10 protein-coding genes and 1 tRNA gene are annotated in these 12,446 nt (G+C 50.1%); 7 read left to right on the top strand and 4 right to left on the bottom strand.

Annotated elements, in window-relative coordinates:
- Positions 1-294 precede the first annotated feature (294 nt).
- From AC6ESO_RS16550 to AC6ESO_RS16535, 4 genes are all read left to right on the top strand, one after another.
- Positions 295-534 (top strand): hypothetical protein, encoded by a 240-nt coding sequence (locus AC6ESO_RS16550; protein WP_497092307.1) that lies wholly within the window; start codon positions 295-297, stop codon positions 532-534.
- Between the two features lie 102 nt (positions 535-636).
- Positions 637-4,527, top strand: a complete 3,891-nt coding sequence (locus AC6ESO_RS16545; RefSeq protein ID WP_497092306.1) for a response regulator — start codon at positions 637-639, stop codon at positions 4,525-4,527.
- A 97-nt stretch (positions 4,528-4,624) separates the two neighbouring features.
- A complete protein-coding gene (locus AC6ESO_RS16540; protein ID WP_497092305.1) occupies positions 4,625-5,350 on the top strand; it encodes a response regulator transcription factor in 726 nt (241 codons plus the stop codon).
- 313 nt (positions 5,351-5,663) lie between these two features.
- Positions 5,664-7,022: a putative bifunctional diguanylate cyclase/phosphodiesterase gene (locus AC6ESO_RS16535; RefSeq protein ID WP_497092304.1), complete on the top strand. Its 1,359-nt coding sequence runs from the start codon at positions 5,664-5,666 to the stop codon at positions 7,020-7,022.
- 124 nt (positions 7,023-7,146) lie between these two features.
- Here the strand turns inward: AC6ESO_RS16535 and AC6ESO_RS16530 are convergent, their stop codons facing one another.
- Positions 7,147-7,365: a hypothetical protein gene (locus tag AC6ESO_RS16530; protein WP_091224188.1), complete on the bottom strand. Its 219-nt coding sequence runs from the start codon at positions 7,363-7,365 to the stop codon at positions 7,147-7,149.
- Positions 7,366-7,611: 246 nt separating this feature from the next.
- Here AC6ESO_RS16530 and AC6ESO_RS16525 point away from each other — a divergent pair, with 246 nt between their 5' ends.
- The 3 genes from AC6ESO_RS16525 to AC6ESO_RS16515 all read left to right on the top strand — a co-directional run bounded on the left by AC6ESO_RS16525 (position 7,612) and on the right by AC6ESO_RS16515 (position 10,488).
- On the top strand, positions 7,612-9,126 hold the full coding sequence (locus tag AC6ESO_RS16525; RefSeq protein WP_497092303.1) for a sensor histidine kinase: 1,515 nt from the start codon (positions 7,612-7,614) through the stop codon (positions 9,124-9,126).
- 533 nt (positions 9,127-9,659) lie between these two features.
- Positions 9,660-9,734: transfer RNA gene (locus AC6ESO_RS16520), tRNA-Thr, on the top strand.
- A 337-nt stretch (positions 9,735-10,071) separates the two neighbouring features.
- Positions 10,072-10,488 carry a hypothetical protein gene (locus AC6ESO_RS16515; RefSeq protein ID WP_497092302.1) on the top strand — a complete coding sequence of 139 codons (417 nt, stop codon included), beginning with the start codon at positions 10,072-10,074 and terminating at the stop codon, positions 10,486-10,488.
- A gap of 142 nt (positions 10,489-10,630) precedes the next feature.
- Here AC6ESO_RS16515 and AC6ESO_RS16510 read toward each other — a convergent pair whose 3' ends face one another.
- The 3 genes from AC6ESO_RS16510 to mscL all read right to left on the bottom strand — a co-directional run bounded on the left by AC6ESO_RS16510 (position 10,631) and on the right by mscL (position 12,360).
- Positions 10,631-10,966: a hypothetical protein gene (locus tag AC6ESO_RS16510; RefSeq protein WP_497092301.1), complete on the bottom strand. Its 336-nt coding sequence runs from the start codon at positions 10,964-10,966 to the stop codon at positions 10,631-10,633.
- 265 nt (positions 10,967-11,231) lie between these two features.
- Entirely contained in the window at positions 11,232-11,897 is a 666-nt protein-coding gene (locus tag AC6ESO_RS16505) for an NUDIX hydrolase (RefSeq protein ID WP_497092300.1), read from the bottom strand.
- 4 nt (positions 11,898-11,901) lie between these two features.
- Complete coding sequence (gene mscL / locus AC6ESO_RS16500; RefSeq protein WP_494821195.1) at positions 11,902-12,360, bottom strand: large-conductance mechanosensitive channel protein MscL; 459 nt, start codon at positions 12,358-12,360, stop codon at positions 11,902-11,904.
- Between the last annotated feature and the right edge of the window lie 86 nt (positions 12,361-12,446).

The following is a 12,446-nucleotide window of genomic DNA, read 5'->3' as shown; positions in this document are numbered from 1 at the left end:
CGGCTTTGGCTGTTGAGTGCGTATACAATCTGATGGCTGTAAGCGCAATCCAGTTGTCGTTTATAGAACAGTATAAGAGTGAAAAACTGAATTATCAACTGATTATTTATAAGTAATTATGATTATTTATGAATATTTTTATTATTCGGTCTTTCTAATATAATCCATGTGGTTCGTGCAGTGCTACATTTACCAGCAAATTTGCTATTTCGTGAACTTTCCAAATGAAGCATTTTCACTCATAATAATACATAGAGTTGCATCTTTGTATTTACATCGAGAGGGCGAATTTGAATGCAGAATTGTACCATTAATGAATGTGACAAACCGGTGAAGGCGAAGAACATGTGCTCCATGCACCATCAGCGCTGGCGCAGACACGGTGATCCGATCGTGACCAAGGTTCGCCAATCCGCGGAGCCAACCCTGTGCAAGTGGGTGAAATGCGAGAAATCATCGATTAGTAAGGGGTATTGCTCCAAACATTACTACATTCATCGTATGCAGCTTTTGCAAATGCAAACAAATTCCTAGTACATAGCGAACATGAAACTCCCTCAATAGATCTATGAAGCTATTTCCTCTCAAGGTATAATAGGGGAATTACTACCATTGTTCCTTACTGGAGGGCTTAGATTGGGAAGTTTCTCATTGCGAACCAAAGTGCTTGTCCTTATCCTCGTTGTGACCTCTGGCGCTCTGACAATTGTCGGTTATGGCAATTACTCAGCAGCCCAGCACACCATTATGGAAGCGCTTATCGAAAAGGCGAATACGAAGGTTCAAAATACAGCGAACAATTTGTCTTCTTGGATTGATACCCGCCGGGCAGAGGTAGAAGTGATGAGCCGAACCGATCAGGTTCGCTTCGGTGCTAATTTTGAGCGGGAAGCTTACTTCTGGAATGAAACGCGCAGAACAGGTTCACCGTTTGAGACGATCGGGTTCGCCGATCCAAGCGGTAAAGCGCTGCTAAGCGACGGTAGAATAATCGAATTAGCTAATGACCCCTCCTTCCCTATTGCCATGAGCGGCCGTGTCGTCGTGACAGATCCGATGACAAACGGCAGCACCAAAGCCAAAATCATAGTCATTCAAGTTCCGGTATACGGCACGACCAACGAGGTTATAGGCATTATCTATGCCTCCTTGCTCGCAGAGCGTATGTACAGCGAACATTTAAATATTCGGGTTGGGACTACGGATCGGTTATTCATGTATAACGATAAGGCAGAAATCATTGAAGCACCGTCGGAGAGCGGGTTGCCGGACTTGTCTTCGAAATCGATTCTGTCCGAAGAGCTGCCCTTCCAGCCGGCTGCGCTGGATATGCTCGTGAATGATAAGGGTTATTTTGAGCTGGATGGGCAATCCGGCTCCTCCATTCTTTTCTTCTCCGCTGTGAAGGGGACGTCTTGGCATATTGGATTGAACGTATCCCTGTCTGAGATTCAACAGCCGCTGGAAGCGATTAAGTGGCGTTCTGTCTTATCGATCGCCATTGCAGAGGCTATGCTGACGATTCTCTTCTTCTTATTCTCGGATCATATTATCAGGCGTATCAAACGCGTTATCAATGTAACGGAAGCGGCTGCTGCCGGCAGGTTTGACGTGAACAACGTGCTGGATGACAGCGGCGATGAGATCTCGCAGCTGTCGCATTCGGTCAATGAAATGAAAGTGCAGCTGAGCGGCATGTTCGGCCGCATGGATGCCATGATTAACCAGAATCAATTTGCCTTCATCGTGCTGGACGATCAATACCGGGTTACTTATTTCAGTAAGGCGGCAGAGTTAATGCTGGGGTACAAGGCAGAAGAGGTCATCAATAAAGCGACGGGTTTATTGTTTATTGATCCGGCGGATATCGAGCGGGAGGCTGAGCGGCTTTCCATTCGGCATGGCTATCCGGTTCCTGCGGATATAACGGTTTTCGAAATGCTTCGATCGGAGCGGTTCTCCTATGAACGGGAGTGGAACTATCTTCGTAAAGACGGAACCAGCTTCCCGGTTGCCCACAGCTCTAATGGGATGAGGGACCGGGAAGGGCGATTTATCGGCGTGGCTGCGATTGCCCGCGATATTACGATGCAGAAGCAAGCAGAGAAGGCTCGCAATCGGCAGTTCAAGGTCATGGGGGCCGCGAAGGATCTGATCGCGATGTTCGATGATCAAGGCCGTTTGCTTTATATTAATGCGGCAGGGCGCACGCTCCTTGGCATACATAAATTCTATAATGACAATGATGAAATGCCGATGCGGACCATTGGCGAGCTGCTGCAAGGAATTGAGGACGCGCAAGCTTATGGCTATCAAGAGGATGAGGTGCTGCTGCGGACGGTTCAAGGCGAGTTCATTCCTGTTTCCAAGATCCTCGTCGTTCATCGTGACGATGAGACCGGCGAGACCTTCTATTCTTGTATCGCACGCGACATCTCGGAGCATAAACGGGTGCAATTCGAACTGGAGCACGCAAGGCGCGAGGCGGAGAGCGCCAATCTGGCGAAGAGCCACTTCTTAGCGCAAATCAGCCATGAGATCAGAACGCCGCTGGCAGGCATTATTGGGCTAACCGGACTGCTTCAGAAGACGGAGTTAACTTCCCTGCAGCTGGATTACCTTCATAAAACAAGAGATTCCTCCGAAGCGCTGCTCTCGATTATTAATGATATTTTGGACTTCGCTAAAGTCGAGGCCGGCAAAATCGAGCTGAATGAAATGCCGTTTGACCCGTACAGTATGATTCATAAGCTGACGGAGCTGCTGAGCATGTTTGTAGGCGGCAAGGAACGGTTCCAGTTTATCATTGATACGCCTAATGACTTACCGGAGCAGTTGATCGGGGATTGGCTGCGAATTGAGCAGGTGCTGCTCAATTTATGTGTGAATGCGATTAAGTTTACGGAGCACGGACATGTCAAGCTGCAGGTTCAATTGCTTCCGCGCGGACGCTTTGAGAAGAATGTAAAACTTGCTTTCCTCGTGGAGGATACCGGAATTGGCATGACGGTAGAGCAGCTCTCCAAGCTGTTTAAGCCGTTTGTCCAAGCGGACGCTGCCACGAATCGCAAATATGGCGGTACGGGCCTTGGCCTTGTCATTGTGAAGCGTTTGGTTGAACTGATGGGCGGCACGATTCAAGTGAAGAGCGAGATCGGCAACGGCAGTCAGTTTACCTTTATGATTGAGCTTCCAATAGCGGAGGAGCGGCAGCAGGGCCGATTCGTGCTCGGGCAAGGCGAGGAATATTCCGTCTGGGTCGTCGAGGATTACGAGCTGCTGAGCCAGCGGCTTTGCGTGGGCCTTGAAGATTGCGGCTTGACGCCAATTGCGCTGACTTCATGGAAAACAGCCCAGGAGAGGCTGCTTCGTTCAGGTATCGGCGTGCGTCCGTTTGCGCTGCTGCTCGATTTTGAAATGCCTGATATGTATGGCGAAGAGACATGGCATAACATGCACGAAACGGCAAGGGATGCCGGAGTGAAGACGATTGCGCTGACGACGGCATACGGCCGTGAGGAGCTTCTCAAGCTGCCGGAGGAGAAACGTCCGGATGCGATTCTTGTGAAGCCGGCTACGCGAGTGAGTCTCTATCAATCGCTATTGACGTTGTTTGAGCATACAGAGCGGGTTGTAATGGCGGCCAATGCCGAGGTGGCAGTTGCCGCCGTAGAGAAGCCGAAACGGCCGAGCGGAGCGATTCTGCTCGCTGAGGATAACGATATCAATCAGCTGGTTGCGGTGGAACAACTGAAGGAATGGGGCTTTACGGTGGATGTGGCGGAGACCGGAACCGAAGTGCTTCGGAAGCTGACCACAAGACGTTATGACCTCATTCTGATGGACATCCATATGCCGGAAATGGACGGCGATGAGGCGGCGCGTATTATTCGCCTTGACTCGAAGTATGACCGGCTGCCGATCGTCGCGCTTACTGCGAATATTATGCAGGAGGATCATGACCGGTATATGCAGCTGGGCATGAACGATGTACTGACGAAACCGATTCCTCCGGATGCGCTGCTGCAGATCATATCGAAATGGATTCGTTATGGAGGTGAGCTTCGCATCGAACCGGCCAAGACGAAGTCCAGAGATCGTGATGCCGTAGGTGCTGTTTATGTGCCGGTGCAATCGCTTGATGACGAATTGCTTCATAAGGGGATACCCGGCTTGCAGCTGGAAGAAGCGCTGCAGCGGGTAAACGGGAAGCGGGATATTTTGAATCACATGTTAAAGCTGTTTGTAAAGGATTACGTAAGTTTTGATGAACGGCTGCACGAAGCATTGACGAACGGGGATTTCACGCTGGCCCGCAGAATGGCGCATACGCTCAAAGGAGTGGCAGGCAATTTGTCGGCAGTCAAGCTGGCTGCAGCTGCGCAGGAGCTTGAGCAACTGCTCAAAATATCGGAAGAATTACTGGAAATTGATACAGTGTACAAGGCCGCATCAGAGGTGAATGAGATTCTAAAGGAGCTAGTAGCTCACTTGTCAGAATTGACAGAATTCGACAATATGTCCTAACAAATTTCTAACAGTCTATTGTTGGGTTGATCTTCCTATTGTATATTAGTAGTAGGAAGATTAGTCGAGTCATGAATCCCTTCATGAGGTGAGAAGCATGTACAAAATACTGGTTATCGAAGATGATGTGATGATGAGCGATATGCTGTCCATGTACATGTCTGAAGAGGGCTATGAAATTAAACAGGCCGCTACCGGCGGGCAAGGATTGAAGCTGCTGGAACAATTCGCCCCGGATGTCGTTTTATTGGATCTCATGCTTCCCGACTGGGATGGTACAGAGCTGTGCCTCCAAATACGCCAGCATTCCTCGGTTCCCATCATGATTGTTTCTATGAAATCAGAAGTGTCGGAGCGCGTCCAGGCACTGCGTGCAGGAGCAGACGATTACTTATGCAAACCTTTCTCCATGCATGAGCTGAGTGCCCGCGTAGAAGCGCTTATTCGCAGAGCGAAGCTGATGCAAACGGCGGTCGCTGAAGGTGCCCTTCAAGCGGGAGAGGACAATGAGAAATCGGAGACGACGATCAGGCTGGATTCGGAGCGGCGGCTGCTGCTTGTGCGCGGTACGCTTGTCGAAACGACCTTCTCGGAGTTTGAACTGATGAAGCTCTTTCTTACGCATCCGGGTAAAGTATTCAGCCGAGAAGACTTAATTAATGCGATTCGAGGGTTTGACTCCTTTGTTACGGATCGAGCAATCGATGTACATATCGTGAATCTACGACGCAAAGTAGAGAAGAATCCGAAGGAACCGCACTATATCCGAACCGTATGGGGAGTCGGGTATAAGTATGTGACCGAGGTGGAATCGGTTCATTAACAACTCATGTTGATTTGCGTGTATATGCAAATTAAATTGTGTTAACCAAGCAATAGAATCGCAATATTTACTATTAAAAGCAGCGCATCAACAACGCGCTGCTTTTTCTATGAATCCAACCAATTTATGACATAAATAACAGAAGCTCTGTGCCGGGGCACGAAACTCGTGCGGCAGAGCGCTTTTTTACGCTTATTTTTAGGTAAAATTAATGCAGCAACCTTACATACCTACTTTATTCCTACTGAATTTATGTGATAATTTACCTAGTATAGTAATGTTGGAAATAGGTCGGAAGGGCGGGTGATTTGCGATGGAAGTCAGGGATCCATTCTCTCAGCGGGCTGGTCAGCAGCGCCGCGGGAATGTGCCAGCTGATCAAGTATATGATTCACTAACAGGCTTACCGGGGCGTAAGGCCGCATTTGCGATGCTCGCGAGAGCGGTTTCCTTGGCAAGAAGCTGCAATAGAGGCGTGATTGCGGCGCTTGTAGATATGGATCGCTTTTATCTCATCAATGAAACCAGAGGAACTGCGTTCGGCGACGAGGCGCTTCGTCAGATGGCCAATCGCTTGTGCGAGCTTACCCATTGGTCGGGCTCGGTGTTCCGGCTCAGCGGCAATACATTTCTCTTATTCCGGATCGTCAAGATCGACGATGCGCCTGTAGAATCGGACAAGCTCATCGAAGAGCTGAAGAAGACGGCAGAGGAGTGGCTGCAGGTCCGAGGTCAGAATCTGCAGCCGTTCTGCAGCATCGGTGTAAGCAGCTATCCTGCAGACGGTGAGACGGCAGAGCGGCTTGTGCGTCATGCTGAAACTGCGCTTCAGCAAGCGAAGGCAGCAGGCGGCAACCAGGTTGTCAACTATGCCGAGGACGATGCTGCGCAGATGCTTCGCGTGGAAGCGATCAGAATCGCGCTGCGCAGCGTTCTGCAGAACAATGAGCTGTCGCTCTATTATCAACCGCTATACGAAGTGCAGGGGCGTTTGAGAGGCTTTGAAGCGCTGCTGCGCTGGCAGCATCCACAGCTCGGCCTGCTATTGCCAAATGAATTTGTTCCGCTCGCTGAGCAGAGCGGCCAGATTGTGGAGATCGGCGAATGGGTCATCCGCGAAGCTTGCGGGATGTTGAACAGGACTAAAGCCAGAGGGCTGACGAACCTTATCGTATCGGTTAATCTATCGCCTAATCAGCTTGTTTTGCCGGATTTCGTTCAGTCTTTGCAGCGTATTCTGGAAGAAACGGCGACGTCGACGGAAGGCTTGGAAATTGAAATTACCGAGAGAAGCATGATCGACAGCGGCGAACGGGCCTGCGGGGTTCTGAAGCAGCTGCGAGATTTGGGCATCCGCATTGCGCTGGATGATTTCGGGATTGGGTATGCCTCTTTGACTTATTTACGGACGCTGCCACTGCATACGTTGAAGCTGGAAACCTCTTATATCAGGCATATATGCGAAGAACATGCCGATGCTGCAATCGTAAAGGCGTTGATAGCACTTACGCATGAGCTGGGCTTTGAAGTTGTAGCGGAAGGCGTGGAGTACGAGGGACAGCTGGATCTGTTGAAGCAGTGGGGCTGCGACTTCTATCAAGGTTATCTGCTCGGCGTGCCAATGCAGGAAGAAGCTATCGGCACGCATCTGCTGCAGCTTCAGCCGGTGTAAGGCGATCACTATAGATGAAAATAAAAGGGCAGTCTGCACGAGCGTACATTCGAATGCATGATCGAATGTTAGCAACATGCGGACTGCCCTTCTCGTTACGGTGTATGCCGCGGAGGGGGAGTCGTTAGCACACTTCCAGATATAGCTTTGTACCGTCGCTGTATTGTAAAATAGCCACGTCACGAATCATTTCGACCGACTTAATTCGTTTCCACTTCTTACGGAAATCAAAGTTATATTCCATTTCCAACAATTTATTATGCAGGAGTTCCATATAGGACAGTTGCTCGGATGGGTAGTGGACTGGAACGGAACGATTTTTGAAGGTAATGACCTTTGTCATTGGGGAATGCGCCTCCGTTTACTTTAATAACCTCATTGTAAACAAAATCTTTTAGTCGCTTATAAAATCGAAATGAGACTTTTGTTTGATTTACTTAACCTTTTCTAACAAATTCAAACAAATTTCGGCAATTCGTGCAGGGGGTAATGGTATTATTTGCGAAGAGGCACAATATTAATCCGCCTGTGTGTCATTCCACCAAATATAGGGTAATAACCAACAATCGGAAGGCAGGGGGATCACGTTTTGACTAATGCAAAAGCATTGTTCGCCAATATCAGTTTGCTTATCGCCCTCGCGTATTTGTTTGATTTGGGCTACAGATACCTGTTTCAATATGCATCGAATCGTGTCAAATATGGTCTGACTATAGCGATGTTCATTACCGGCGGTTGGTTCGCGATGGCATTTGGCCCCCAATTGGGTGATTTGCACTTGCTCGATCTGCGCATTGCGCCGCTTATCATTGCTGTGCTCGTCTTTCCATCCCCATTCGTTATCGCTCTGATCGGCGTTGGAATCGGCTTCGGACGGCTGTTCCTCGACTTCGATGATGCAGCAATTGCAGGGTTTCTGAACATGGTCGTCGTTGGTCTCGTAAGCGCTTGGCTGAGCAATTGGTTGAAATGGAAACCATGGCGTTTCGTCTGGAAAAGTACAGCCACCTTACTTGTAGTAAATGTAGTGTATGCCTTAATTGTGACCCTGACACTGCTTCATCTGGATCTCATGAATGTTCGTACGTATTGGCTGGAGTTTGGCATTTACGCGCTGCCGCTGCGCCTTTTGTTATGTGCACTGCTGATCTTCATCATTCGCGATTTCCAGAAGGAGCAGCAGCGGGTTGACGAGCTTCGGACCATGAATATGCTTCTTCGCAGACAGACGCGAGAGCTTCGAGAGGCTAAACGAGAGGTCGAAGAAAAGGCGCGCGAGCTGATGCTGGCGAGTAAATACAAATCCGAGTTTCTGGCGAACATGTCGCATGAGCTGAAGACGCCGCTAAACAGTATTATTTTGCTGTCCCAGCTCATGCAGGAAGAGGATACGGATCGGTATAGCGCCGAGGATGTCCGTTATGCGGAGCTGATAAATGGGGCAGGGAACGATCTGCTGCAGCTGATCAATGACATTCTCGATCTCTCCAAGGTGGAAGCCGGGAAGATGGACATCAACTTTGAGCCGCTATCGATTGAAGAGCTTGTCCAAACGCTGCATCAGCAGTTTCTGCCCGTCGCAGGACAGAAGAAGCTGCTCTTCGAAACCGAAATTTCTCCGGCTGTGCCGGAGGCTATGCAATCCGATGCGCTGCGGGTCAATCAGATCTTGCGAAACCTGCTGGTGAACGCGTTCAAATTTACGGAAACAGGCTCGGTTAAGCTCGTTGTCAAAGTTGAGGGAGGCGTGCCGATCGAACCGTCAGCGCTGAAGAAGCGGACGCTGCGGAATTGGAATCCGGTGTCGTGGGGCCGCCCGGCCGTGCGAGTGGTGCCGCCGCAGCGCATTCTGTTCTCCATCATCGATTCAGGCATTGGAATCGAGGAGGAGAAGCAGCAGCTGATCTTCGAGGCGTTCCAGCAGGAGGATGGCTCCATTAATCGGAACTATGGCGGGACAGGGCTTGGCCTGTCGATCAGCTTGCAGCTGGCTAGACTGCTGGGCGGAACGTTGTCGCTCGAGAGCCGCAAGGGCGAGGGAAGCAAGTTCACGCTGCGGCTTCCGGTTGCGCCTTATGGCGTACCGACGGTGGCGTCGGAGTAGACGCTGCTCCGGCCATGCCGCTGCCGGCGCAGTTCGAGACTATGCTGATTAGCTCTAGCTCGGTAAGCAGCCTGGGATCTAACGGATGTGTGGAAATAGGTGATCCGGGTAACAGGTATGCTGCTCTTATTCGCTCTAACGAACCGTACGGGTCTTATTTGCGGAAAAATGGGCTAACTATTTATTCTAACGAACCGTAGGAGCCTTATTGTGAGGAAATGGAGCCTATATTGATATTTTGGTACGTAATAACGCCTGTATGGTTCGTTAGCGTTTTTAATGGGGCCATTTGGCGTAAATAAGGTCTCTGGAGTTCGTTAGAATGCTGCAGCACCTAAGTTGAATTCATTGCGAACGGATAGTAGTAGATTACAGATAATAAGGCGAATCCCCCGTGATGAATCACGGGGGATTCTTGCTCAATAGGGGGCTCGCAGCGGTGCAGGATGAATGCCAGAAAGAGGATTGACGATGGGAAACGGTTGCAGTATATTAAAAAAAGTTGCAGTTCTATGGAGCAATAGCAGACTCATGCTGGTGTAGCTCAGGGGCAGAGCAACGCACTCGTAATGCGTAGGCCGGGGGTTCAATTCCCTTCACCAGCACCATCATATTTCAACTAGAGGCGCGGTTTCCGGGAGTTCGGAAGCGGCGTTTTTTTGCTGTTCACGCTGTCTTAGCTGAAGGGGTTGAAGTTCAAGAATAACCCTATTGGCAACTATGAGGTGTTGGACAGATTGAATCTCGATCAGATTGCAAATTAGCGGCTGTTGTACCGTCATGACACTAAATCGGCTTTTAGAAGCAGGCTGATAGAGGGGAAGGCGATCGACTACGCAGAAACAGCGGCTTACAGGTTATGCGATTGCCGCGGGAATCTTGTCTTATACTAGAACACCTCTCCTTTCATAGTGTATTGTAGTTCGCTCGAAAGGAGGAAATAAGGTGTCAATTAAATTGAAAGTGAAGAGTGTTCAAAAGGTGGCAACCAGATCCCGGAAATCCCGCAGCGCAAAAGTTTCCAATGACCAGATGATGGGCAACATGGGACACAGAAGCAGCAGCCATTGTTGTAAACAACGCGATGGCGCTGTAGAAGGTATCCAAGAGGCAGGCAATGATCTTTCCGAATTGTTCTGTCAGCTTCGTTCGCCGGAGGTAGCGGCTAAGCTCGTTCGTGCCATTCGCTGCAGAAACCGTAAAGTCATCGAAGACTTGATCGGCCCTAACTGTAATGTTGTCTGTTTCTTCCACCAAGGCCGTATGGCTTGTGTACGGATTGCCTGTGTATTCGGTAACTGCTGCGACGTGCGCATTACATTCGATATTTGCATATCGATGGGAAATTGTAACAACTTCTGAATTTGATTGGCGAACCGTCTTCCTCTGTAAGGGCTGTCTTCACTTCGGTGAGACAGCCCTTATTTGTTATGAACCCCTCCCATGACACTGGCATAGACTAACTGGAAATGGAAGTTTGGCATAGGAGGGGACAGGTATGCCGTTAATTCCGAATTTTCCGCAAGCGCTTCTGCAGGAGCATATGCAATGGCACCATGCCAATCATCACGATGATCCGTCGCAGCTGCCGGCTGGCTATGGCGCGAAGTTTATGCAGTTCCATCGGTATTTTATCAATAAGGCGCTGCAGTGGTACTATCAGCAAGGGTATGACCCGCAGCTCGTCGCGCCGTGGCCAAGTGTGCCTGAGGCGATCCGCAACACGCGCTGCTATAACAAATCCGCAGAATCGCGCCTCATCAATAACCTGCAATCTTTCAGCACGCTGGATCAGCTCGGGCTGTTTATTGAAGGCTCGAATTTGCATGGATGCATTCATCAAGAGGCATCTAGAATTCTGGGCGAAGACTTTCTGAACGATTTCGATCTTGCTCCGCAGAGCACGTACTTCTACCAAATACATGGCATGATTGATCAGTGGTATAAGCAGTGGGAACGGCTGGCGGGACAGAATGGCTTCGTGGGAGGAGGCAGAGGGGCGACCCGGAAGTCAGCATCTACGGGGAATCGGGGGCAGGTCAACTCTAGCTCCGTGGCGAGTCAGCCCGGAAAAGGCAAAAAAAGGCGCAATTCCGCCCTGCTGCTCACAAATGGAGCAGCAAAGCGCGGAATACGCCTGAATAATAGCTTGAAGGCCGTGTTACAAAGTCGGAGGCCTTCACTTGCACCGTCGAAGGGATATGCTGGCGATCGTGGCCAAGCCGGAAACCGGCCGCCGCTGCAAGATCCTGCTTTCCTTCAAACAGGGCAATCATCTCCTCGAGGTCGGCTTCGTACACCCCGGCCACTTCTTCGACTTGCAGGGTCAGCGAACCGAGCGGCGCGTCATAAACGAAACCGTACACCCCGCTGACCTCGCGATCCACAAACGCTGCACCCTTGGCGAAGCCTGAAGCTTCTTTACGCGCCTCGCCAAGCGGTATAAGCGCTTCGAACGGGATGGATGCGCCGAGCTCCTCTTCGATTTCGCGTGCAGCGTCGCGCATCGATTCACCGGCCGCCAGATGTCCGGCCGCCGTTATATCGTAGAAGCCGGGAAACGTATCCTTGTCCGAGCTCCGCTGCTGAAACAGCACCAGCTTGCGATTGCCTTCGCGCCGCACCAGCCAGCAGTGAATGGAACGATGCCATAAGCCTCGTGCATGCACCTCGCTGCGAGGTGCCGTTCCGAGCCATACACCGGCTTCGTCGTAAATGTCGAAGTGCTCTTCTTCAGGAGGGTGCCCTGGGGTTGGAGTTAGGGTAGTCATCGCCTTAGGACAAGCCTTCTTGAAGCTCGGCGGGCTCATCGGTCAGATGAGATGTACAGTGACCGCAGCGAGTAGCTTTGACCGGGATTTTGGACAAGCAGTAAGGGCATGTCTTATCCGTTGGCTCAGCCGGCTTCGATTCGGTCTCTTTGACATTGAGGCGACGAAGGGTATTGGCTCCTTTAACAATCATAAATATACAGAAGGCGACAATCGTAAAATCGAGAATGACGTTAAGAAAATTGCCGTAAGCGATTTTCACAGAATCATCAGCAGACAGGCTGATATATTTATCGGCCAAGTTGACGTTGCCAAGCAGCTTGCTAATGGGCGGCATAATAATGTCGTTTACCATGGAGGTAACAATTTTGCCGAAGGCTCCGCCGATGATAACACCGACTGCCAAATCAAGCACGTTGCCGCGGACGGCAAATTCTCTAAACTCTTTTAAAATTTTAACCATAAGTTCACTCCTTTACTTGCAATATTATAGCGCACCTCCCAGTTCAGGAACAGTCCAGATGTCATAGGAAGGATATTCCTACAGTT

This window comes from Paenibacillus rhizoryzae (assembly GCF_059686995.1).
The sequence above is the reverse complement of the archived record's forward strand: the minus strand, read 5'-3'. Positions and strand labels throughout refer to the sequence as shown.